General features: G+C 64.9%; 16 protein-coding genes and 2 riboswitches. Of the genes, 7 read left to right on the top strand and 9 right to left on the bottom strand.

Going from position 1 to position 22,460, the window contains the following annotated elements; all coding sequences use genetic code 11:
* Window positions 1-4: 4 nt before the first annotated feature.
* The gene (locus PSELUDRAFT_RS12595) at window positions 5-1,273 is read right to left on the bottom strand and encodes a response regulator (protein WP_231895209.1); all 1,269 of its coding nucleotides are present in this window, start codon (window positions 1,271-1,273) and stop codon (window positions 5-7) included.
* 140 nt (window positions 1,274-1,413) lie between these two features.
* On the opposite strand from PSELUDRAFT_RS12595, the gene PSELUDRAFT_RS12600 reads away from it, so the two are divergent.
* The 3 genes from PSELUDRAFT_RS12600 (at window position 1,414) to PSELUDRAFT_RS12610 (ending at window position 6,110) form a co-directional block, all read left to right on the top strand.
* Window positions 1,414-4,236, top strand: a complete 2,823-nt coding sequence (locus PSELUDRAFT_RS12600) for a valine--tRNA ligase (protein WP_088967170.1) — start codon at window positions 1,414-1,416, stop codon at window positions 4,234-4,236.
* Window positions 4,237-4,349: 113 nt separating this feature from the next.
* On the top strand, window positions 4,350-4,973 hold the full coding sequence (locus tag PSELUDRAFT_RS12605; protein ID WP_088967171.1) for an outer membrane beta-barrel protein: 624 nt from the start codon (window positions 4,350-4,352) through the stop codon (window positions 4,971-4,973).
* Between the two features lie 615 nt (window positions 4,974-5,588).
* Window positions 5,589-6,110: a transposase gene (locus PSELUDRAFT_RS12610; protein WP_088967172.1), complete on the top strand. Its 522-nt coding sequence runs from the start codon at window positions 5,589-5,591 to the stop codon at window positions 6,108-6,110.
* 234 nt (window positions 6,111-6,344) lie between these two features.
* On the opposite strand, the gene PSELUDRAFT_RS12615 is transcribed toward PSELUDRAFT_RS12610, so the two are convergent.
* Together PSELUDRAFT_RS12615 and glyA are read right to left on the bottom strand one after the other, a co-directional pair.
* Window positions 6,345-7,745: an L-serine ammonia-lyase gene (locus PSELUDRAFT_RS12615; protein WP_088967173.1), complete on the bottom strand. Its 1,401-nt coding sequence runs from the start codon at window positions 7,743-7,745 to the stop codon at window positions 6,345-6,347.
* 264 nt (window positions 7,746-8,009) lie between these two features.
* Entirely contained in the window at window positions 8,010-9,263 is a 1,254-nt protein-coding gene (gene glyA / locus PSELUDRAFT_RS12620; RefSeq protein WP_088967174.1) for a serine hydroxymethyltransferase, read from the bottom strand.
* Window positions 9,264-9,404: 141 nt separating this feature from the next.
* Window positions 9,405-9,500: riboswitch (glycine riboswitch) on the bottom strand.
* 1 nt (window position 9,501) lies between these two features.
* Window positions 9,502-9,599, bottom strand: a riboswitch (glycine riboswitch).
* Window positions 9,600-10,025: 426 nt separating this feature from the next.
* Between glyA and PSELUDRAFT_RS12625 the strand changes: the two genes are divergently transcribed.
* From PSELUDRAFT_RS12625 to PSELUDRAFT_RS12635, 3 genes are all read left to right on the top strand, one after another.
* A complete protein-coding gene (locus PSELUDRAFT_RS12625; RefSeq protein ID WP_231895210.1) occupies window positions 10,026-11,894 on the top strand; it encodes a methyl-accepting chemotaxis protein in 1,869 nt (622 codons plus the stop codon).
* 62 nt (window positions 11,895-11,956) lie between these two features.
* Window positions 11,957-12,913: a homocysteine S-methyltransferase gene (mmuM, locus tag PSELUDRAFT_RS12630; protein WP_088967176.1), complete on the top strand. Its 957-nt coding sequence runs from the start codon at window positions 11,957-11,959 to the stop codon at window positions 12,911-12,913.
* Between the two features lie 159 nt (window positions 12,914-13,072).
* Window positions 13,073-13,708, top strand: coding sequence for a YitT family protein (locus tag PSELUDRAFT_RS12635; protein WP_088967177.1), 636 nt, complete (start codon window positions 13,073-13,075; stop codon window positions 13,706-13,708).
* Window positions 13,709-13,780: 72 nt separating this feature from the next.
* Here PSELUDRAFT_RS12635 and PSELUDRAFT_RS12640 read toward each other — a convergent pair whose 3' ends face one another.
* The 3 genes from PSELUDRAFT_RS12640 to PSELUDRAFT_RS12650 all read right to left on the bottom strand — a co-directional run bounded on the left by PSELUDRAFT_RS12640 (window position 13,781) and on the right by PSELUDRAFT_RS12650 (window position 16,135).
* The gene (locus tag PSELUDRAFT_RS12640) at window positions 13,781-14,182 is read right to left on the bottom strand and encodes a GFA family protein (RefSeq protein ID WP_088968485.1); all 402 of its coding nucleotides are present in this window, start codon (window positions 14,180-14,182) and stop codon (window positions 13,781-13,783) included.
* A 172-nt stretch (window positions 14,183-14,354) separates the two neighbouring features.
* Window positions 14,355-15,212, bottom strand: a complete 858-nt coding sequence (locus PSELUDRAFT_RS12645; protein WP_088967178.1) for a 23S rRNA (adenine(2030)-N(6))-methyltransferase RlmJ — start codon at window positions 15,210-15,212, stop codon at window positions 14,355-14,357.
* 152 nt (window positions 15,213-15,364) lie between these two features.
* Window positions 15,365-16,135 (bottom strand): pseudouridine synthase, encoded by a 771-nt coding sequence (locus tag PSELUDRAFT_RS12650; RefSeq protein WP_088968486.1) that lies wholly within the window; start codon window positions 16,133-16,135, stop codon window positions 15,365-15,367.
* A 127-nt stretch (window positions 16,136-16,262) separates the two neighbouring features.
* On the opposite strand from PSELUDRAFT_RS12650, the gene PSELUDRAFT_RS12655 reads away from it, so the two are divergent.
* Complete coding sequence (locus tag PSELUDRAFT_RS12655) at window positions 16,263-18,080, top strand: gamma-glutamyltransferase family protein (protein WP_088968487.1); 1,818 nt, start codon at window positions 16,263-16,265, stop codon at window positions 18,078-18,080.
* A 78-nt stretch (window positions 18,081-18,158) separates the two neighbouring features.
* Here PSELUDRAFT_RS12655 and PSELUDRAFT_RS12660 read toward each other — a convergent pair whose 3' ends face one another.
* From PSELUDRAFT_RS12660 to PSELUDRAFT_RS12670, 3 genes are all read right to left on the bottom strand, one after another.
* Window positions 18,159-19,742 (bottom strand): ABC transporter substrate-binding protein, encoded by a 1,584-nt coding sequence (locus tag PSELUDRAFT_RS12660; protein ID WP_088967179.1) that lies wholly within the window; start codon window positions 19,740-19,742, stop codon window positions 18,159-18,161.
* Window positions 19,743-20,032: 290 nt separating this feature from the next.
* Window positions 20,033-21,133, bottom strand: a complete 1,101-nt coding sequence (locus PSELUDRAFT_RS12665) for a GNAT family N-acetyltransferase (RefSeq protein ID WP_088967180.1) — start codon at window positions 21,131-21,133, stop codon at window positions 20,033-20,035.
* Window positions 21,130-22,347: a DUF3419 family protein gene (locus tag PSELUDRAFT_RS12670; protein WP_157725119.1), complete on the bottom strand. Its 1,218-nt coding sequence runs from the start codon at window positions 22,345-22,347 to the stop codon at window positions 21,130-21,132. The genes PSELUDRAFT_RS12665 and PSELUDRAFT_RS12670 overlap by 4 nt, the downstream gene beginning before the upstream one ends.
* Window positions 22,348-22,460 lie beyond the last annotated feature (113 nt).

The following is a 22,460-nucleotide window of genomic DNA, read 5'->3' on the forward strand; positions in this document are numbered from 1 at the left end:
GCGCTCAGCTCACGCTGACGCGGTTGCGGCCGGCCAGCTTGGCCTGGTACAGCTGCTCGTCGGCCTGCTTCAGCAGCTGGCTGACTTCCATCTGCCCGGTGGCGGCGCCAATGCTGATGGTGAGCTGCAACTCGCCACGGCTGGTGGCCTGCACCGCGCTACCCACCTGCTGGCGGAATGCCTCCAGCAGCGGCTGCGGCGAGGTGTCCAGCGGCAACAGGATCACGAATTCCTCGCCGCCGAGGCGCGCCACCTGCTCGCGGCCGAAGGTTTCCGCCAGCAGGCTGCCCAGCCAGCGCAGCGCCTGGTCGCCGATATCGTGGCCGTAGTTGTCGTTGATCTGTTTGAAGTTATCGATATCCAGCATTGCCAGCGCATGCGGAAACGGCTGCTTCTGCACCCGCTCGAAAAAGCTGCGGCGGTTGGGCAAGCCGGTGAGCAGGTCTTCGTGCGCGGCGCGCGACAGGGCCTGCAGGTTCTCCACGTACTCGATATTGCGGGTGACGCGGCAGAAGAACTCCTCGTGATTGAACGGCTTGGTCAGGAAGTCATCGGCGCCGGCCTTGATGAAGCGCGCGCTCATGCTGGAATCCTGGCTGCTGGAAATGCCGATGATGGCCAGCTCCTCCTGGCTGCGAAAGCGGCGGATCTCGCTGCACAGCCGCACGCCGTTCATGCCCGGCATGTCGTGGTCGGTAAGCACCAGGCGGATGCCCGGGTCGCTGCCCAGCTGCGCCAGCGCAGCCTCGCCGTTGGCCGCTTCGATGACCTCGTACAACTGCCGCTGCAACAGCTGGCTCAGGTAGCCGCGTATCGCGCTGGAATCGTCCACCACCAGCACGCGGGTGCCGGGGTTGTGCTCGATGCGGCGCAACATGCGCAGCGTGTACTCGTAGGCGGCCGGGTTTTCCTTGGGGATGTAGTCCACCACCGGCTGCAGCAGCACCTGCTCGCGGGTGGCCAGGTCGTTGCGTGCGGTCAGTACGATGGTGGGGATGCGGCGCTTGAGCAGCTCCACCAGCGCCTCGCCCTCCGGCGCATCCGGCAGGCAGTAGTCCAGCACGCAGGCCAGCAGCGACTCGCCGTCCTCGCTGGCCAGGATGCGCTGCATTTCCTGCTTGCTGGCGGCGCAGACGGCGGTATAGCCATCTTCTTCCAGCATGCGCTGCAGGGTACGCAGCACGGAGGAGTTGTCTTCTACCAGCAAAACGTGGCGGCTGTGCATGGCGGGTGGGGGCGGGTAAAGGTTGGGGTGGAAAAACAATATGACCATCAATATATACATTTATCGTGATCAATGAAGCGCTTTGCAAGCGGCATGCGCCTGCGGCTGGCCGCCCGGAACGGGACGGCAGGCGGCGATTCGGTTTATAATTGGCGTCATTTTTTGCCTAACCAGACCGAATTCACACCATGACCCAGGAACTTGCCAAGAGCTACGAGCCGGGCGACATCGAGCGCCGCTGGTACGACCAATGGGAGCAGTCCGGCTACTTCCAGCCGCATATGGACAGCACCCAGCCTTCCTTCTGTATCCAGCTGCCGCCGCCCAACGTCACCGGCACCCTGCACATGGGCCATGCGTTCAACCAGACCATCATGGATGGCCTGACCCGCTACTACCGCATGAAGGGCCACAACACCGCCTGGATTCCGGGTACCGACCACGCCGGCATCGCCACCCAGATCGTGGTGGAGCGCCAGCTGGCCGAGCAGGGCGTGAACCGTCACGACCTGGGCCGCGACGCCTTTACCAGCAAGGTATGGGAGTGGAAGGAGAAATCCGGCGGCACCATCACCAGCCAGATGCGCCGCGTCGGCTGCTCGGTGGACTGGAGCCGTGAATACTTCACCATGGACGATGCCCGCGCCGAAGTGGTGACCGAGGTATTCGTGCGCCTGTTCGAACAGGGCCTGATCTACCGTGGCAAGCGCCTGTCCAACTGGGATGCCAAGCTCGGCACCGCCATCTCCGACCTGGAAGTGGTCTCCGAGGAAGAAGATGGCCACATGTGGCACATCAAGTACCCGGTAGTCGGCAGCGATGAGTTCGTTACCGTGGCCACCACCCGCCCGGAAACCCTGCTGGGCGACGTGGCCGTGGCCATCAACCCCACCGACGAGCGCTACCAGCACCTGCTGGGCAAGATGCTGGAGCTGCCGCTGACCGGCCGCCAGATCCCGGTGATCGCCGACGACTACGTGGATGCCGCCTTCGGCACCGGCTTCGTCAAGATCACCCCGGCGCACGACTTCAACGATTACCAGGTGGGCAAGCGCCACGACACCAAGCTCATCAACGTGATGAGCCTGGAAGCGCGCATTCTCGCCAAGGCGCAGGTATTCGGCTTTGACGGCACCGCCGAAGGCACCATCGACCTGCCGGCCGCCTACGCCGGCCACACCACCGCCGAGGCGCGCAAGCTGATGCTGGCCGACCTGGACGCCCAGGGCCTGCTGCTGGAAACCAAACCGCACAAACTGATGGTGCCGCGTGGCGACCGTACCGGTACCGTGATCGAGCCGCTGCTCACCGACCAGTGGTTCGTGGCCATGAGCAAGGTGGGCGAGGGCGACGCCACCGGCAAATCCATTGCCGAAAAAGCCATCGACGCCGTGGCCAGCGGCGAAGTGCGCTTCATCCCGGAAAACTGGGTGAACACCTACAACCAGTGGATGAACAACATCCAGGACTGGTGCATCAGCCGCCAGCTGTGGTGGGGCCACCAGATTCCGGCCTGGTACGACGAAGACGGCAACATCTACGTTGGCCGCACGGAAGAAGAAGTGCGCGCCAAGGCCGGCGGCAAGACCCTGCGCCGTGAGCAGGACGTACTGGACACCTGGTTCAGCTCGGCGCTGGTGCCGTTCTCCACCCTGGGCTGGCCGGCTGACACCGCCGAACTGCGCGCCTTCGTGCCGTCGCAGGTACTGGTAACCGGCTACGAGATCATCTTCTTCTGGGTAGCCAGGATGATCATGATGACCACCCACTTCATGGGCAAGGTGCCGTTCAAGGACGTGTACATCCACGGCATCGTGCGCGACCACGAAGGCAAGAAGATGTCCAAGTCCGAGGGCAACGTCATCGACCCGGTGGACCTGATCGACGGCATCGCGCTGCCGGAGCTGGTAGCCAAGCGCACCACCGGCCTGCGCCGCCCGGAAAAGGCACCGCAGATTGCCAAGGCCACCGAAAAGCTGTTCCCGGAAGGCATCCCGGCCTACGGTACCGATGCCCTGCGCTTCACCATGGCCAGCTACGCCAGCCTGGGCCGCAGCGTGAACTTCGACTTCAAACGGGCTGAAGGCTACCGCAACTTCTGCAACAAGCTGTGGAACGCCACCCGTTTCGTGATGATGAACGTGGAAGGCAAGGACTGCGGCCAGGATGAAAGCCTGCCGCTGGAATACAGCTTCGTCGACAAGTGGATGATCGGCCGCCTGCAACAGGCCGAAGCCGAAGTGACCGAGGCGCTGGACACCTACCGCTTCGACATCGCCGCCCAGGTGATCTACGAATTCATCTGGAACGAGTACTGCGACTGGTACGTGGAACTGGCCAAGGTACAGCTCTCGACCGGCAACGAAGCACAGCAGCGTGCCACCCGCCGCATCATCGTGCGCGTGCTGGAAGTGGCGCTGCGCCTCACCCACCCGCTGATGCCCTTCATCACCGAAGAGCTGTGGCAGACCGTGGCGCCGCTGGCCAACGCCAAGAAAACCGACTCCATCATGCTGGCCGCCTGGCCGGTGGCGGCGCCCGAGAAGATCGACGCTGCGGCCAACGCCCGCATGGACGCCTTCAAGGACCTGGTGAACGCCGTGCGCAACCTGCGCGGCGAAATGGGCATCGGCCCGGCGGTGAAGGCGCCGCTGTTCATCGAGAGCAAGGACGCCAGCCTGGCGGACTTCGTGCCCTACCTGAAACTGCTGGCCCGCGTATCCGAAGGCAGCATCGTGGCCGCACTGCCGGCTGACGACGCCCCGGTAGCCATTTCCGGCGACGCCCGCCTGATGCTGAAGGTGGAAGTGGACAAGGCCGCCGAAACCGCACGCCTCACCAAGGAGCAGGGCAAGGCGCAGGCGGAGCTGGACAAGCTGACCGCCAAGCTGGAAAAGCCGGGCTACGTCGACAAGGCGCCGGCACACCTGGTGGAACGCGACAAGGCACAGCTGACTGAGCTGAATGACAAGCTGGAGAAGATCAGGGTGCAGCTGGCCAAGCTGGCCTGAGCCTGATTCCCGCCAACAAGGCTGCCGCTCGCGGCAGCCTTGTTTTTGTCCGGTCGCCACATGGCAGTGCCGGGCCAGGCACGATTTCCCGCACATCAAACGAAAGCAAGAACATGAACTGCAAGACGCTGTTTGCCCTGATCGCAACCCTTTGTGCCGGCTCCGCCATGGCAGCCGGACAGGGCTGGTATGCCGGCGTGGCCGCTGGCCAGGCGCAAACCCACTTTACCGGCCAGGAGCAGCTTGGCTACGGTGCCGATGGCAAGGTTTACGATTATTCCGCTGCACAGAAAGTGTATGCCGGCTATGGCATCAACCAGACTTTCAGCGCCGAACTGAGTCTCTTCAATCTGGGCCACAGCCGCTTCTCCGGCACGGTGCTGGGCGCGCCGGCACAGGATCGCTTCGGCGCCAAGGGCCTGTCGCTGGCTGGTGTGGCGACCCTGCCGCTGAACGATAAGCTGGCACTGTTCGGCAAGCTGGGGGCTGCGGCAGTAACTACCAACTACACCTGTGTAGTGGCTTGTGACCCGCTGCACAACAATGACCACCACGGCATCTACGCCAACTACGGTGTGGGTGCGCGCTATGCGCTGACTCCGGCGCTGTCTGCTCGTGTCGAGTACGAGCGCTTCGACGGCATGAAGTATGAAACCGGCATTGGTGCCAGCAACTGGCGTGGCCACTTCCGCAGTGATACCGATTTCCTGTCGCTGGGCCTGCAGTACGGCTTCTGATTCTTGAGTAGTAGGGCGGAAGCCCCGGCGTGCCGGGGTGTTCCGCCGCAAGCTTGGCCGCAAGTCTGCACCGCTTGCGGCCAAGCTTTTTGTGTAGGGCGGTTTCGTACCCTTGGCGTGATTGCCGTGGTGAGTTGCGGCGGAACGCCCGCTTTGCGGGCTTCCGCCCTACATGACCGGGCGAAGTAGGGTGGAAGCCCCGGCGTGCCGGGGTGTTCCGCCACAAGGTTGGCCGCAAGCTTGGCCGCAAGTCTGCACAGCTTGCGGCCAACCTTTTTGTGTAGGGCGGTCTCGTACCCTTGGGATGATTGCCGTGGCGTGTTGCGGCGGAACGCCCGCTTTGCGGGCTTCCGCCCTACATGACCAGGCGAAGTAGGGCGGAAGCCCCGGCGTGCCGGGGTGTTCCGCCGCAAGGTTGGCCGCAAGTCTGCACCGCTTGCGGCCAAGCTTTTTGTGTAGGGCGGTTTCGTACCCTTGGCGTGATTGCCGTGGTGTGTTGCGGCGGAACGCCCGCTCTGCGGGCTTCCGCCCTACATGACCGGGCGGTGACAATCGCTTGCCAATGGTATCGGCTTCTTCTTTTACGCTTTGCCATCGACTCAGAGGAGCAGGTTGATGGCAAGTTACCGTCGGATGTTCGTGGCAGGTGGAACGTATTTCTTGACCGTCACTTTGCTGGAGCGTGGTTCGTGTTTACTGGTGACGCATATCGATGCGTTGCGTGATGCGGTCCGGCAGACGCAGCGAGTGCGGCCGTTCGGCATTGATGGCTGGGTGGTGTTGCCAGATCATTTTCATTGTCTGATCACGCTGCCACCCGGTGACGATGATTTTTCCAATCGCATCAAGGCGATCAAGATTCGGTTTGTTCGGCAGCTGGCGGCGAGTGAGGAGCGGAATGCCGTACGTGTCCGCAAGGGGGAGCGAGGTATCTGGCAACGCCGTTTCTGGGAGCATGTCATTCGTGACCAGACGGATTTCAATCGCCACCTCGATTACATTCATCGCAATCCACTCAAGCATGGGCTGGTTACGCATGTTGCGGCATGGCCGTATTCGACTTTTCATCGCTATCTGGCCGCTGGTGTGTATCAGTCTGACTGGTGCGGGGTAGAGGATGCTCTGCGAGCACGGTAGCCTGGATTGAATGAAATGAAGCCCGACGTTTACCGCGTAATTCCAAGGTTGGCCGCATGCCCTGACGGTATTGCGGCCAACTTTGCTTTGTCTGTGGCGTCCATTACGCGGATGTAGCCGCTACTCATCGTTGCCACCCGGCAGTCGGGCGCGGCATCTACTGTTGATCATGAAAAACGCCCGCATGCAGCGGGCGTTGTCATGTCTGCGGCCAACGTTGGCCGCAAGCGGGCATCAGCATTCCACGATGTTTACCGGCACTTCGATCACGTTGATCGCCAGGCCGCCACGCGCGGTTTCCTTGTATTTGTTGCTCATGTCGCGGCCGGTGTCGCGCATGGTCTTGATCACCCGGTCCAGCGACACGAAGTGCTGGCCGTCGCCGCGCAGTGCCATGCGCGCGGCGTTGATGGCCTTCACTGCCGCCATGGCGTTGCGTTCGATGCACGGCACCTGTACCAGGCCGCCCACCGGGTCGCAGGTCAGGCCCAGGTTGTGTTCCATGCCGATTTCGGCGGCGTTTTCCACCTGTTCAGGCGTGCCGCCCAGCACCTCGGCCAGCGCGCCGGCGGCCATGGAACAGGCGGAACCGACTTCGCCCTGGCAGCCGACTTCGGCGCCGGAGATGGAGGCGTTGAGCTTGAACAGGATGCCGATGGCGCCGGCGGTAAGCAGGAAGCGCACCACACCGTCTTCGCTGGCATTGGGCACGAAGCGGGCGTAGTAGTGCAGCACCGCTGGGATGATGCCGGCCGCGCCGTTGGTGGGTGCGGTGACCACGCGGCCGCCACCGGCGTTTTCCTCGTTCACCGCCAGTGCGTACAGGTTTACCCAGTCCATCACCGTCAGCGGGTCGCGCAACGCGGCTTCCGGGGCGTTGGTGAGCTTGCGGTACAGGTCGGCGGCGCGGCGCTTCACTTTCATGCCGCCGGGCAGGATGCCTTCGTGGCTGCAGCCGCGCTGCACGCAGCTTTGCATCACCTGCCAGATCTGCAGCAGGCCGGCGCGTACTTCGTCCTCGCTACGCCAGGCCAGCTCGTTTTCCAGCATGATCTGGCTGATGCTCTTGCCTTCGCGCTGGCACAGGGCCAGCAGTTCGGCGCCGGTCTTGAACGGGTGCTTCAGTTCGGTAACGCCCGGCGGCACGAAGCCGGCGTCGATGGCGGCCTCATCCACCACGAAGCCGCCGCCTACCGAGTAATAGGCACGCTTGGACAGGCTGTTGCCGTCGGCGTCGAAGGCTTCGAAGATCATGCCGTTGGGGTGGTAGGGCAGGGCCTTGCGCTTGTACAGCAGCAGGTCTTCCGCCTCGTTGAAGGCAATGCGCTGCTGGCCGAGCAGGGTGATGGCCTTGTCGGCACGGATGGTGGCCAGCATCTGCGGCACGGCATCGGTGTCGACCAGGTCGGGCAGCTCGCCGGCCAGGCCCAGCAGCACCGCGGTATCGGTGCCGTGGCCTTTGCCGGTGGCGCCCAGAGAGCCGAACATTTCCGATTTCACGCGCGCGGTGGCGCTCAGCTGGCCATCCTTTTCCAGGCGGGCGATGAACTGGCGCGCGGCACGCATCGGGCCGACGGTGTGGGAGCTGGACGGGCCGATGCCGATCTTGAACAGGTCGAAAACACTGATAGCCATGCTGCTTCTCTTGTCTGGTTGTGGCGCCGCCGTGGGTTGGCGGCGCCCGGTTTACAGGGGGTGGCCCCGTGCTGTTGGATAACGCACCGCGGCCAGGGTTGGCCGCAGCGCTTAGAGCTTATTCACGATCTGCTGCGCTTCGGCGATACGGCGTTGAAAATACCTTCGGAATGCTCATTGACTCCATGTCAATTCCGCTTCCTCAGCCATTTTCGCCTTGTCTCGCTCTAGCTCACGAGATCGTGAACAAGCTCTTATTACTATTTAACGATAGACCGGATACGCGGCGCAAAGCTCCGCTACCTGGCGTTTTACGCGTGCACCCACTTCCGGGTTCTCGATATCGTCGAGGATGTCGCAGACCCAGTGCGCCACCTGGCGTGCCTCGGCTTCCTTGAAGCCACGGCTGGTGATGGCCGGGGTGCCGATGCGGATGCCGCTGGTCACGAACGGGCTTTGCGGATCGTTCGGCACCGCGTTCTTGTTCACGGTGATGTGAGCGGCGCCCAGCGCGGCATCGGCCGCCTTGCCGGTGAGGCCCTTGTCGATCAGGCTCAGCAGGAACAGGTGGTCGTCGGTCTTGCCGGACACGATGCTGTAGCCGCGGTCCTGGAACACCTTCACCATGGCGCGGGCGTTGGCCAGCACCTGTTTCTGGTAATCGACGAATTCCGGCTGCAGCGCCTCCTGGAACGCCACTGCCTTGGCGGCGATGACGTGCATCAGCGGGCCGCCCTGGATGCCGGGGAATACCACTGAGTTCAGCTTCTTCTCCAGTTCCGGGTTGGCCGCAGCCAGAATCAGGCCGCCACGCGGGCCGCGCAGGGTCTTGTGGGTGGTGGTGGTCACCACGTGGGCGTGCGGAATCGGGTTCGGGTACAGCCCGGCAGCCACCAGGCCGGCCACGTGGGCCATGTCCACGAACAGGTAGGCGCCGATGCTGTCGGCGATCTGGCGCATGCGCTTCCAGTCGACGATCAGCGAGTAGGCGGAGAAACCGGCCACGATCATCTTCGGCTGGTATTCGTTGGCCATGCGCTGCACTTCGTCATAGTCGATCTCGCCGGTGGCCGGGTTCAGGCCGTACTGCACGGCGTGGTAGATCTTGCCGGAGAAGTTGACCTTGGCGCCGTGGGTGAGGTGGCCGCCATGGGCCAGGCTCATGCCGAGCACAGTGTCGTGCGGCTCCAGCAGCGCCATGTAGACGGCGGCGTTGGCCTGGCTGCCGGAGTGCGGCTGCACGTTGGCGTAGTCGGCGCCGAACAGCTGCTTGGCGCGGTCAATGGCCAGCTGTTCCACCACGTCCACGTGTTCGCAGCCGCCGTAGTAGCGCTTGCCGGGGTAGCCCTCGGCGTATTTGTTGGTGAGCTGGCTGCCCTGGGCCTGCATCACGCGCGGGCTGGTGTAGTTTTCGGAGGCAATCAGCTCGATGTGGTCCTGCTGGCGCTGGTCTTCGGCCTGCATGGCGGCCCACAGGGCGTCGTCAAAGCCGGCAATCTGCATATCCTGGGTAAACATCGCGTATCTCCTGGTCGCCGGCGCAGGCGGCAAAACGTTGGCCGCACCGCGCCTTGAATAAAACGGGCGGTGATGGACGGACGGTCTGTGGAATGGCAGACAGGGTAATGGGGCGTCCGCCCGGTATCACCGGACGATGCCCCCTCTGTCCCTTTGCCTGAGAGATTGCGGCGCAGTATTGACTGGCCATGCTGCCTTCGGCGAGGCCGCGCGGTTGCGGGCCTACTCTCCAGAGTGCCTGACCAGTGCAGTTCTTTTGCCTGAGAGTTTCTGGGGCGATTCCCCTTCGGCGCTGCCGCTGGATCAGATCCGGGCAGTCTCTCCTGCACTGGTGGCGGCCAACCTTGCGATTGGCTGCGTAGCTTGGCGCAATCTAGAGAAGCTGGCCGTGGCTGTCAACGCATGTCGGACAGTATTCGATGTGCAGGTGCAGCATTGGTGTGGCTGGCTGACAGTAGTTAGCGCTTGCCGCCGGACAAGGGCTGCAGCCCGGATTTGCCGTTTGCGGGTGGTGATGGCATATCGCGCCAGAAGTTTCTTGCGCATTGCATATTGTCTACGGGGGCTATGGAATTTTTTGCGATTTAAACCTAACATATCGAAATTGCAAAGTTGTTTTAAATCAATTTTTTGCGACAGCATGGCGCAAATGCACGCAGAAAGTGCATGAAATTGTTTTCTGGCTATAACAGGAACGGGGCTCGCTCCCCGGTAGTAACATCCACTCACTTCAAAATCCAATAAACAGGGGAAGTATCTATCATGTCTTTGCGCGCAAAACTGATGACGTTCGTGCTGCTGGTAATTGCAGCACTGGCAGTCGTCTTCTGTAGCGTTGCCTACTGGAAGATGAGTGCCACGCTGGCAACCCAGATCGAAGGGCAGATCAAGATGGCTGCCGACAATAAGGTGAGCTTCGTATCAGAGTGGGTGCAGAGCAAGCAGCATATTGCTGCTTCGGTACTGCCGCGTTTCGGTACTGGCGAACTCAAGCCGATACTGGATCAGGCCAAGGCCGCCGGTGGCTTTGACGACATGTATATCGGCCAGCCGGACAAGACCATGACCCAGCCCACCGGGGCGACACCGGTACCGCCAGGCTATGACCCGACCGTACGGCCGTGGTACCTGGCTGCCAAGGATTCCGACGGTCCTATCGCTTCGCCTCCGTATATCGACGCTGCAACCAAGAAGCCGATCATCACCTTTGCCCAGGCGCGCAAGGATGGCGGCCAGCTGGTGGCGGTAGCCGGTGGCGACGTGACGCTGGCGCGCGTGGTGGAAGAAGTGGTGTCCGCCAAGCTGCCGGGCGATGGCTACGCCTTCCTGATTACCGCGGCAGGCGATGTGATCGCCCACCCGCAAAAAGACTCCGCGCTGAAGAAAATCGGTGAGGTCATTCCAGGCTTCGACCTGGCTGGCCTGAGCAAGGATGGCGTGATCCAGTCCGCCTCCATCGATGGCGAAACCCAGCTGGTGGCGCTGTTCCCGGTGCCGAAGACCAACTGGCTGTTCGGCGTGCTGGTGCCCAAGGCTGCCGCCATGGCACCGGTGAGCCAGCTGCTGATGGTAATGGTGGGCCTGGCGATTGCCGGCATGATCCTGGCCAGCATCCTGGCCTATGTGGGCGTGGCACGCATGCTGTCCGGCCTGGGCACCCTGCACAAGGCGATGCAGGAAGTGGCCAGCGGCCATGGCGACCTCACCAAGACCCTGCCGGTGGGCAACCGTGACGAAGTGGGCCAGATCGCCGACGCCTTCAACCAGTTCGTGGCCAAGCTGCGCGAGATGTTCATCACCGTGCGCGACGAATCCGAAGCCCTGGCACGCGATGCCGGCGAGCTGAGCAGCGTGGCCGAGCAGATCGGCCAGGACTCCCGCGTGCAGTCCACCGAGCTGTCTGCTACCGCGGCCACCATCGAGGAAATCACGGTCAGCATCAACCACATTGCCGACCACGTGGGCGAAACCGAGGCGCTGGTGGCGCAGTCGCGCAGCAACTCGGTGGATTCGCACCGTGCCATGGCCGAGGTGGAGCGCGAAGTGCAGTCCATCCAGACCGCCGTGGCTTCGCTGCACACCGTAATGGGCAGCCTGTCCGGCCAGTCCGAACAGATCAAGGGCATTGTCGGCGTGATCCGCGACATCGCCGATCAGACCAACCTGCTGGCGCTGAACGCGGCCATTGAAGCTGCCCGCGCCGGCGAATCCGGCCGCGGCTTTGCCGTGGTGGCCGATGAGGTGCGCAAGCTGGCCGAGCGTACCGCCACTGCCACCGTGCAGATCGCCGAGATGATCGACACCGTGATCCGCCGCACCGGCGAGGCCATCGAGCATGCCGATACCACCAACGAGAAGGTGGCATCCGGTGTCACCTTGTCGCGCCAGGCGGCCGACAAGGTGGAAGTGATCAAGAGCAATGCCGAGGAAATCTCCTCGCGCATGGGCGAAATCACCTCCTCCACCGCCGAGCAGGGCATCGCCACCAACGAGATGGCACGCAGTGCCGAGCGCGTGAACGTGATGGCGCAGCAGACCGACAGCAGCCTGCAGCAGGCGCTGGCCACCATCAACCTGCTGGCGCAGCGCGGCGACGAACTGAAGTCGCTGGTTGCCCGCTTCCGCCTCTGAGCGCATTCTCTGCCTTGCATCGCCCCGGCCCGTGCCGGGGTTTTTCATTTAAGGAGCCGGCCATGCGCGACCCGTTCACCGTATTCGGCAGCAGCCCCGTCGTGCTGGACGGCGCCATGGCCTCGGAACTGGAGCGCCGTGGCTGCGACCTGAACGATGCGCTGTGGTCGGCGCGGGTGCTGATCGAGCAGCCGCAGCTGATTCGCGATGTGCACTACGACTACTTCCTGGCCGGCGCCGACGTGGCCACTACTGCCAGCTACCAGGCGAGCTTCCCCGGCTTTGCCCGTCGTGGCATTGATGCCGGTGAGGCTGCGCGGCTGATGCGGCTGTCGGTGGAGCTGGCGCAGGCGGCGCGCGACGCGTTCTGGGCCGACGAGCACAACAGGGTTGGCCGCACGCGCCCGCTGGTGGCGGCCTCGGTGGGCCCTTACGGCGCCATGCTGGCCGACGGCTCGGAATACCGCGGCCACTATGGCCTCTCCGAGCAGCAGCTGGTGGACTTTCATCGCCCGCGCATCGCCGCACTGCTGGCGGCCGGGCCGGACTTGCTGGCCTGCGAGACCATTCCCTGCCAGCAGGAGGCGCTGGCACTGGCGCGGCTGCTGCGGGACGAGTTTCCGCAGGCTGCGGCGTGGATCAGCTTCTCCTGCCGCGACGATGCCAATCTGAGCGAAGGCACTCCTCTGGCCGATGCTATCGCCGCGCTGCAGCCATTCGCCCAGGCGGTGGCGGTAGGGGTGAACTGCACCGCGCCGCGCCACATCGCGCCCTTGTTGCAGGCGGCGGCACAGGCCAGCGGCAAGCGGCTGCTGACCTATCCGAACTCCGGTGAAACCTACGACCCGGTGAGCAAGACCTGGCACGACAGCAACGAACCGCAGGCATTTGCCGATGCCGCCCGCCAGTGGCGCGCGGCCGGCGCCAGTTGTATTGGCGGCTGCTGCCGCACCACGCCGGACGACATTCGCGCGCTGGCCGCCTGGCTGCGCGGCAGCCGAGGGCAGGGTACTGCATGAGGTGGTGGCTTGCTGTGGCGTAAAGTTGCCGGAAAATGATTTATTTGTTTCTGTAATGGCAGTGAATTGCCATTTCGTGGATTCTTGATCTGGATGCTGGTGGTTGCCGGGGTGGAAAAGTAAAATGGCCACTTCTTTTGTTGCGTCGCAATATCAATCATGACCACGCTCAGCCCATCCGCCATCCCCGAGGCGGATACCGCCATCGCCCACAGCCTGCTGGAAGACGTGCTCGCCATCCTGGTGGGCACGCTGCTGGTGGCTTTCGGCGTGGCGATGTTCAAGCAGGCCGGCCTGCTCACCGGCAGCACCGCCGGCATCGCCTTCCTGCTGCACTACCGCACCGGCCTGCCGTTCGGCGCCATCTTCTTCACCATCAACCTGCCGTTCTACTGGCTGGCCTGGCGCCGCATGGGCTGGCGCTTCACGCTGAAGACCTTTATCGCGGTGAGCCTGCTGTCGCTGTTCACCAGCATGCACGGCCAGTTCCTGCACCTGGGCAGCCTCAACCCGTTCTACACCGGGCTGGTGGGCGGGCTGATGATGGGCATGGGCTTCATTGCGCTGTTCCGCCACCAGGCCAGCCTGGGCGGCATCAATATCCTGGCGCTGTTCCTGCAGGATCGCTACGGCATCCGCGCCGGCAAGCTGCAGCTGGGGCTGGATCTGCTGATTCTTGGCACTTCGCTGCTGCTGGTGAGCTGGCCGGCGCTGCTGGGCTCTATCCTGGGGGCCGCGGCGCTGAACATGGTGATCGGCTTCAACCACCGCCCGGACCGCTACATCGCCATATAGCCGCGTTGGCGCGATGGACACGAAAAAGGTTGGCCGCATGCGGCCAACCTTTTCTGCTTTGGAGCATGCTGTTCAGGCTTGGCGATCCGCCGGGTGGTTCACGCCGTCGTTCACCGGCACCGGGCCGAGTTCATACGGGTTGACGCCTTCCAGGCAGCCGACGTTGTAGCCGTACTGCTGCGGGTTGCTGCGCCGCTGGTGGTGGGTGTAGATGCCGCACTCACCGCAGAAATAGTGGCTGGCGGTGCGGGTGTTGAACTGGTACAGCCTGAGCTTGTCCGCGCCCTGCACGATGCGGATGCCGGCCAGCGGCACCGAGGCGACGATGGCGCCCTTGCGGCGGCAGATGGAGCAGTCGCAGCGGCGCGGGTCGACGATGCCGTCCGGCAGATGCAGCTCCAGTACCACCGCGCCGCAGTGGCAGCTGGCGGTGTGGTATTCGCGGATGGGGGTGTTGCCGACCTGCTTGATCATGGCGGCCTCCTGGCTGAATGGCATCGGCATGATGCCGGCTGCGGGGCAGGGCTGCTACTGGCCGTTGGGCGTGGCGCGGTCTGTGGCACGCCGGATAGGCGATTTCCGGGATGCGCTGCGTTTATCCGGGCTACGACGGGGCAACAAAAACCCGGCGCGCGGCCGGGTGGGGTCAGTTCTTCTGGTGGCCGTTCTCGTGGAAGGCCAGGCTGTAGTCGGCACCGGCATCCACCGCCAGTGCGTCCTTCAGCCAGGGCAGCACGGCTTCCAGTTCGGCCTTGAGCGTCCACGGCGGGTTGACCACGAACATGCCGCTGCCGTGCATGCCGAAGCCGTCCTGCGACGGTTTGCGCACGGTGAGGGTGACGTCCAGCCAGCTGTGGCAGGGCAGCTTCTTCAGCTCGCGCACCATGTCGCCCACGTCCTTGCGCTGCAGCAGCGGGTACCAGATGGCGTAGCTGCCGGTGGCGAAGCGCTTCAGCGCCTCTTTCATCGCCCGTACCACGTGCTGGTAGTCACCCTTGTCCTCGTACGGCGGGTCGATCAGCGTCAGCGCGCGGCGCGGCGGCGGCGGCAGGATGGACTTGATGGCCTCGAAGCCGTTGGCCTTGTCCACTTTTACACGGCGGCCGGCGTCGGCAAAGCAGTGCGACAGCAGCTCGAAATCGCTGGGGTGCAGCTCGAACAGCCGCAGCTTGTCGCTGCCGGCCATTACCTCGGCGGCGAACCAGGGCGAGCCAGGGTAGTGGCGCAACTCGCCATCCTGGTTCATGCCGCGCACCACTTCGAGATAACGCTGCACCAGCTCGGGCGCGTCGTCGCGCTGCCACAGCCGCGCCACGCCATCCACGTATTCGGCGGTCTTGGTGGCATAGCCCTCGGTGAGGCTGTAGGCACCGGCGCCGGCGTGGGTGTCGATGTACCAGAAAGCGCCTTTCTGGCCGAGATAATCAAGAATCTGCACCTCTACCAGGTGCTTGAGTACGTCGGCGTGGTTGCCGGCGTGAAAGGCGTGGCGATAACTGAGCATGGGCGTGGGCCGTCAAAAACAGCCGGCTATTGTAGCGTAAGCCGGGTTTACGATCTGCTGCGCTTCGCGCGATACGGCGTTGAAACCGGCTTCGCAATGCGCATTTACTTTTGTAAATTCCGCTTACTCAGTCGTTTTCGCCTTGTCGCGCCCTAGCTAGCGAGATCGTGAGCTGCTTCTATGTCGCCCAGCCATGCCACTGGCAGCGCCTCACGCCAGCCCAGCTCGCCGATCAGGCGGGTGAAGTCGCCAGTAAGCGGCGCGGTGAGGCAGAGCGCTTCACCGTTTACCGGGTGCGTCAGCTGCAGTTCCACCGCGTGCAGCAGCATGCGGCCAACGTTGAATTGCTGCTGGAAGAAGCGGTTATGCACGCCCTTGCCGTGAGTGGCGTCGCCGATGATGGGGTGGGCGATGTGCTTGAGGTGGCGGCGCAGCTGGTGGCGGCGGCCGGTTTCCGGCTGCAACTCCAGCAATGCGTAGCGGCTTTGCGGGTAGCGGTCCACCGCGAACGGCAGCTCGCAGCGCGCCAGCGTGCGGTAGCGGGTGAACGCCGGCTGGGCGTTGAGCTGGGCATTACCGTGCACGTATTCGCGCTCGTCCGGTTGGCGGGTGATGGGGTGGTCGATGTCGCCGCTGTCCTGCGGGTGGCCGCGCACCACCGCTAGGTAGGTCTTGCCGGGCTGGCGGCCGGCAAACTGCTCGTTGAGCAGCCGCGCGGTAGTGGCATCCAGCGCGAACAGCAGCACGCCGCTGGTGCCGCGATCCAGCCGGTGCACCGGGAACACCTGGCGGCCGATCTGGTCGCGCAGCAGCTGCACCGCGAAACGGGTTTCGCGGCGGTCGATCTCGCTGCGGTGCACCAGCAGGCCGGAAGGCTTGTCGATGGCGATCAGGTAGTCGTCACGGTAGAGAACAGTGAGCATGCGGCGGGCCGGCGGCAAAAGCGCGCATTCTACCGCAAGCCGGCACGCGGGTTGGCCGCATGGCGTAAAGCCATGTGGCATGAAGTGTGCTATCGATGAAGCTGCCCGCCACGAGCAAGGAATCACCATGCTTTCCCGTTTACCGCTGTTTGCCTTGGCGCTATTGCTGGGCGCCTGCGCCGCCACGCCGTCTTTCACCTACAGCCCACTGCCGACGCAGCCGGAGCTGGCCAGCGGCTATCAGGACAAACCGGGCTGGGCCACTCGTCATGACGCGGTGGCGGCGGCCAACCCGCTGGCCACCGATGCCGGCCGCCAGGTGCTGGCCGCCGGTGGCAGCGCGCTGGATGCTGCCATTGCGGTGCAGATGGTGCTGGGGCTGGTGGAGCCGCAGAGCAGCGGCATCGGCGGCGGCGCCTTGCTGCTGTACTGGGACGGCAAGGCGGTAAGCGCCTGGGATGGCCGCGAGACCGCGCCGGCCGCCGCCGACGAGCGGCTGTTTCTCACTGCCGACGGCAAGCCGATGGACTTCGATGCCGCCGTGGTGGGCGGGCGTTCGGTAGGCGTGCCGGGCGCGGTGGCGATGCTGGAAATGGCGCACCGCGAGCAGGGCAGGCTGCCGTGGGCGGCACTGTTCCAGCCTGCTATTAATCTGGCGGAACAGGGCTTTGCCGTCAGCCCGCGGCTGTACACGCTGCTGCAGGCGGACGATTACTTGCGGCGGGACCCGGTGGCGGCCGTCTACTTCTACCAGCCGGACGGCAAGCCGTGGCCGGTGGGGCATGTGCTGAAGAACCCGCCCTACGCCGAGGTGCTGCGTGCCATTGCCGCCCAGGGCAGCAAGGCGCTGCTGCAGGGGCCGGTGGCGGCGGCCATTGTGGCCAAGGTGCGTGGCCATGCGGCCAACCCCGGGCTGCTGACGCTGGCGGACCTGGCCGCCTACCGGCCGAAGAAGCGCACGGCACTGTGCAGCGACTACCGTGCGCGTGAGCATGATTACCGGCTGTGCGGCTTCCCGCCGCCCAGCAGCGGCATGCTGGCCATCGGCCAGATCCTGGGCATCCTGAACAACACCGCCGCCGCCGGCCTGCCGCTGCAGCAGGGGGCGGATGGCAAGCCGCTGCCGTCGCCGCAATGGCTGCACCTGTATACCGAGGCCTCGCGGCTGGCGTTTGCCGATCGCGGCAAGTACGTGGGCGACCCGGACTTTGTGGCCGCGCCCGGCGGCAACTGGCTGAGCATGCTGGCGCCCGGCTACCTGGCGGCACGCGCCGGGCTGATAGGCGAAACCAGCATGAAGACCGCGCAGCCCGGCCAGCCGGGTATGCTGCAGGCCGCACTGGGCATGGCCGCGCCGCAGCCGGAGTACGGCACCAGCCACATCAGCATCATCGATGCTGACGGCCACGCGTTGAGCATGACCACCACGGTGGAGGCGCAGTTCGGCTCGCGGCAGATGGTGAACCCGTCCGGCCACGGCGTGGGTGGCTTCCTGCTCAACAACCAGCTGACCGATTTCAACTTCGCACCCAATGACGCCGCCGGCCTGCCCACTGCCAACCGAGTGCAGCCAGGCAAGCGCCCGCGCAGCTCGATGAGCCCGACGCTGGTGTTCGACAAGGCCGGCGGCCAGGTGCTGATCAGCGCCGGCAGCCCCGGCGGCGCGCAGATCATCCACTACACCGCCAAGACGCTGTACGCCATGCTCAACTGGGGCATGGACGCGCAGCAGGCCATCAGCCTGCCCAACTTCGGCGCCAGCGGCGCGCCCACCCAGCTGGAGCAGGGCCGCTTCCCACCCGCCACCGTGGCCTGGCTGCAAGCGCACGGCCATGAAGTGCGCGAAACCGAGATGACCAGCGGCCTGCAGGCGATAGGCCGCCGCGACGGCGGTTTCTTCGGCGGCGCCGACCCGCGCCGCGAGGGTGTGGTGATGGGGGAGTGAGTGGTGCTGCCAGTAAAAAAGCCAGGCTGGCCAGCCTGGCTTTTTTGTTGCCCTTGCCGCCTGCGGCGGCCGGGGCGCTTACTTCACCACCACGCGGCTGAAGTCCACGCGGCCGAAGGGGCTGACCTGGAAGCCGCTGACATTGCCGGTGGTGAGCACGGCCGCTGTGGGGTGGGCCAGCGGCAGCCACAGCGCCTGCTCCTTGATGATCTGCTGTGCCTTGGCATAGTTGGCCGCACGCTGCTTCGGGTTGGCGATGCGGCGGGCGTCGGTGATCAGTTTATCCAGCGCCGGGTCGCAGTAGCGGGCGAAGTTGGTGCCGGACTGTACCGCCGCGCAGCTGAACTGCGGGGTGAGGAAGTTGTCGGCGTCGCCGTTGTCGCCGGCCCAGCCCATGAACAGCAGGTCGTGCTCGCCGGCCTTGCCGCGCTTGATCAGCTCACCCCATTCCAGCACCTTGATCTCGGCCTTGATGCCCACCTTGGCGAGGTCGGCCTGCAACAGTTCGGCGCCGGCTTTCGGGTTGGGATTGAGCGTGCTGCCGGTGGGGCGTACCCAGATGGTGGTATCAAAACCGTTGCCGTAGCCGGCATCGGCCAGCAGTTTCCTGGCGCGGGCGATGTCCAGCGGGTAGTCCTTCACCGCCTTGTTGTAGCCGAAGGTGGATGGCGGGAACGGGTTGCTGGCGGCGATGGCGCTACCGGCGAATTCCACTTTCAGATAGTTGGCCTTGTCGAAGGCCAGGTTCACCGCCTGGCGCACGCGCTTGTCGTCAAACGGCTTGTGCTGGCTGTTCAGGGCCACGAAGGCGGTGGAGAACATCGGCGTGCTCAACACCTTCACCCCGGCTGCGCCGGCGGCATCGGCAATGTCCTGCGGCTTGGGGCTGAGCGAAATCTGGCACTCGCCGGCCTTGATCTTCTGCGCGCGCACCGCGGTGTCCGGGGTGATCACGTAGGACAGGCGTTCGGCGTTCGGCTTGCCGGCAAAGTAGGCAGGGTTGGCCGCATAGCGCACCACGCTGTCCTTGACGAAGCTCTGGAACACGTAGGGGCCGGTGCCTACCGGCTGGCTGTTGAACTGGTCGAAATTGCCGCTCCTGGCCAGTTGGTCGGCATATTCGGCGGAGTAGATGCTGGCAAAGCCCATGGTCAGCAGCGGCACCAGGGTGGCGTCCGGCTGGTTGAGGTCGAAGCGCACGGTGCGGGCATCCACTTTCACCACGGCCTTGATCAGCTTGTCCAGCTGGAAGGACTTGGCGTGCGGGTAGCCGGTGGGGGAGGTCTTGTACCACGGGTGGTCGGGGTTGAGCATGCGCTGGAAGCTGAACACCACGTCGTCGGCATTCAGCGGGCGGCCGGGCTTGAACCAGGCGGTGCGGTGGAAGCTCACGTTCTGGCGCAGGGTGAAGCTGACCGACAGGCCGTCGTCCGCCACTTTCCAGCTGCTGGCGAGGCTGGGTACCACCTTGCCGGCGCGGGCGTCGTAGTCCACCAGGCGGTTGAACACCACGTCGGCGCTGGCGTTGGTGGTGGTCAGCGAGTTGTAGCGCACCACGTCGAAACCTTCCGGGCTGGCTTCGGTGCATACGGTTAGCGGTTTGGCGTAGGCGGCGCCGCAGGCGAGCAGGGCGGCGGCGAGCAGGGTGAGGCGGGTGTGCATGACGGTTCTCCACTAAGGGGCGCATCGGAAGACGCCTGCTTTCGTTGCGATATTGCGTTGCTTGCGATTGTGCCTCCTTGCATATCAAGCATATGCCGCGGAGGTCGTTTCGTTAGCGCCTTGTCTCGCTTGAAAACCGGGGTTTTCGAGGCACCCTAAGGCAGAACGGCGCTTGCCGCGCCGTTCGGGTATTGGAATCTGCAAACTATGGCGCAAGCATACCGTGTTTGCCGTCAGCCTCGCCAAGCCAAATATCGCTAAAGATATGCAGATTTCACCTTAGGACAGTTTCAACCGTAGCGTTGCAGCAGCGGCGTTGCCGTGCGCTGCAGCAGCGCCGCCAGCGTGGACAGCGCCAGCTGCTGGCGCTTGCCCAGGTGGCGGGCGTACACCGCGCTGTATTCCAGCTGCGGCTCGCCGCCGCGGTGGCGCTTGAATTCGCCGGCACCGGCGCTGTAGTGCAGTTGCAGCCCGCGCTGCTGTGCCTCGCGCAGCAGCAGTGCCATCAGCCGGCGGTAGATGCCCAGCTTGGGCGGCAGCCGGGTGTCGTAGCCGATCAGCGGGGTGGTGAGCCAGCCGTGGCGCGCCAACAGGCCGATGCAGCCCACCACGTTGCCGCCCAGTTCCAGCGCGTACAGTTCCAGGAAGCGCCGCTGCAGGCACAGCTGGAAGAAGTGCGCGCTGAAGTCCGGGTTCAGCGCCGAGTGCTTGTCGATGAACAGGTCGCGAAAGCAGTACTGCAGCTGCGGCAGTTGTTCCGGGCGGATGTCGTCCGGCCCCAGCAGGCGCAGGTCGCTTTGTTCCAGCAGGCGCTGGTCGCGTTTGACATGGTTGCGGCGCCATACCTCCGGCTGCGCCGGGTCGCACAGGTAGACCAGCCGCGCCGGCAGCAGCAGCCAGCCCTGTGCGGCCAACTGTGTCGGCAGGCCGGGGTTGGCCGCAGCACAGACATTGCGCAGCAGCAGCGGGCGTTCCGGGTTCGGCGTCAGCAGGCTGTCGCGCAGCTCGGCCAGCTCGGCATCCTGCCATTGCGGGTGCAGATTGGTGGACAGCAGCCAGTTGTCCGGCAGCAGGGCGCTGTCCAGCCGCGCGGCACTGATCAGCCCGCCCAGTGGCGAGGCGGCCAGCGCTGCCAGCGCCTGCACCCGGCCGCCATGGTGGCGCGCCTCGGCTTGCGGGTAGCGCAGCCAGGCCGAGCGCGGGCTGGCTACGTAGCTGTCCTGGGTGGAGGACTGCTGCAGCTGCGTCACCGGCAGCGGGCCGTGGCGGCTGGGGTACAGGCTGATGCGGCACGGCGCATTGCTTACCCAGTGCCGGCCACCCAGCTGCTGCCCCTGCTGCAGCCATTCGCCGTGGGCGTCCGGCTGCAGTGCGTGCGGCGCCCGGTTCATGTGCGCTTGCAGTACAGGTGTACGCCGCCGTAGATGGCGGCGCGGTCACGCGCGTGCAGGCTGCGGTTGTAGTCCGGGTCGGTGTGCCAGCAGGCCATCAGCTGCGGCGCCAGCCGGCCTTCCAGCGGCGAGCGGCTGCCGCCGGTGCGGAACACCACCCGCGCGCCGGGGGCGGCGGTGCGGGTGATCTGCCGCCACAGCGCGTTGAGCTGGGCGTCATCCATCCAGTCCTGCGCATCCAGCAGCAGGTAGGCGTCCAGCGACTGCGGCGCGCAGCCGTCCAGGAAGTCGGTCATCGAGCCATGGTGGCCCAGCAGCCGCGTCAGGTTGTGGCGGATGCTTTCGTAGTGGCGCGACTGCAGGTACATCGGCAGCGCCTCCTGCTGGCCGATGTCGTAGCGGCGGGCAAACGCCTGCTGCGCGAAAGGGTTGGCCGCAAGCGGGAAATCGCAGGCCAGGCGGCGCATGCGCTGGCTGAACAGCGTGGCCAGGTCGCCGCCGGCGTCCTCGCGCAGCGCGGCGAACTGCGCCGGCGGAATGCCCATGCTGTACAGCAGGCTTTCGCGGCGGGCCAGGAAGCGCAGCAGCGGGTGGCGGAATACCGGCTCCAGGTGGCGGTCGAACAGCGCGCGTTGCTCATCCAGGCTGCCGGCGTCGGCGATCTTGCCAAGGTTGCCGCCCAGCAGCCGCGTTACCAGGTGGCCAAAGCCGATGAAGCGGCCGAGCAGGCCGTGGCGGTAGGCGTGATGGGCAAACAGCTGGTAGCGCTGGCGGCCGCGCCAGTCCTTGCCTTCCCAGTACTGGCGCGCCACCACCGGCAGCTGCGGCGCCACGTAGCGGCGAAAGCGCTGCGGATTCTGCTTGCGGTCGGCGCTGCCGAGGAAGTCCAGCAGCGTCTGGTAGTCGGGCAGGGTGGCGAAGGCGGCCTTTTTCAGCGCCAGCATCGCGAGGTGGCTGTGGTTCAGATCCACCGCGTGCACCACCGCCGGCTGCTGGCTCAGGTAGGCCAGCGCATTGCAGCCGCCGGAGGCAATGGTGACCAGCCGTGCGCCGGGCTTCAGCGCCAGTGCCTCGATGTCGATCTGCGGGTCTTCCCAGATCTGCGCGTAGACCAGCTGGCTGAACCAGCGGGCGAACAGCTTGTCCCCCAGCGCCTTGCGGCCGGTGGTTGTGGTGTTGCGAACTGCCTGATGTACCAGGGTATGCGTGCTCATGGCTGTCTCCCGCGTGACGTTTGCTGACAATGCTGCCCGCCTTGCATGGCAGGCGTGTGACAGCGCCGCTGCCGGGGAGTGGTGCCGGAGCTTGGTGCCAGCTTGGCCGCATC

This window comes from Vogesella sp. LIG4, from assembly GCF_900090205.1.
GTDB lineage: Bacteria > Pseudomonadota > Gammaproteobacteria > Burkholderiales > Chromobacteriaceae > Vogesella.

Coding starts and splice junctions, on each gene's coding strand:
- PSELUDRAFT_RS12645 (WP_088967178.1), bottom strand. CDS start 15,212: ATGCTCAGTTATCGCCACGCCTTTCACGCCGGCAACCACGCCGACGTA.
- PSELUDRAFT_RS12595 (WP_231895209.1), bottom strand. CDS start 1,273: ATGGTCATATTGTTTTTCCACCCCAACCTTTACCCGCCCCCACCCGCC.
- PSELUDRAFT_RS12600 (WP_088967170.1), top strand. CDS start 1,414: ATGACCCAGGAACTTGCCAAGAGCTACGAGCCGGGCGACATCGAGCGC.
- glyA (WP_088967174.1), bottom strand. CDS start 9,263: ATGTTTACCCAGGATATGCAGATTGCCGGCTTTGACGACGCCCTGTGG.
- PSELUDRAFT_RS12660 (WP_088967179.1), bottom strand. CDS start 19,742: ATGCACACCCGCCTCACCCTGCTCGCCGCCGCCCTGCTCGCCTGCGGC.
- PSELUDRAFT_RS12625 (WP_231895210.1), top strand. CDS start 10,026: ATGTCTTTGCGCGCAAAACTGATGACGTTCGTGCTGCTGGTAATTGCA.
- mmuM (WP_088967176.1), top strand. CDS start 11,957: ATGCGCGACCCGTTCACCGTATTCGGCAGCAGCCCCGTCGTGCTGGAC.
- PSELUDRAFT_RS12670 (WP_157725119.1), bottom strand. CDS start 22,347: ATGAGCACGCATACCCTGGTACATCAGGCAGTTCGCAACACCACAACC.
- PSELUDRAFT_RS12650 (WP_088968486.1), bottom strand. CDS start 16,135: ATGCTCACTGTTCTCTACCGTGACGACTACCTGATCGCCATCGACAAG.
- PSELUDRAFT_RS12605 (WP_088967171.1), top strand. CDS start 4,350: ATGAACTGCAAGACGCTGTTTGCCCTGATCGCAACCCTTTGTGCCGGC.
- PSELUDRAFT_RS12615 (WP_088967173.1), bottom strand. CDS start 7,745: ATGGCTATCAGTGTTTTCGACCTGTTCAAGATCGGCATCGGCCCGTCC.
- PSELUDRAFT_RS12665 (WP_088967180.1), bottom strand. CDS start 21,133: ATGAACCGGGCGCCGCACGCACTGCAGCCGGACGCCCACGGCGAATGG.
- PSELUDRAFT_RS12610 (WP_088967172.1), top strand. CDS start 5,589: ATGGCAAGTTACCGTCGGATGTTCGTGGCAGGTGGAACGTATTTCTTG.
- PSELUDRAFT_RS12635 (WP_088967177.1), top strand. CDS start 13,073: ATGACCACGCTCAGCCCATCCGCCATCCCCGAGGCGGATACCGCCATC.
- PSELUDRAFT_RS12655 (WP_088968487.1), top strand. CDS start 16,263: ATGCTTTCCCGTTTACCGCTGTTTGCCTTGGCGCTATTGCTGGGCGCC.
- PSELUDRAFT_RS12640 (WP_088968485.1), bottom strand. CDS start 14,182: ATGATCAAGCAGGTCGGCAACACCCCCATCCGCGAATACCACACCGCC.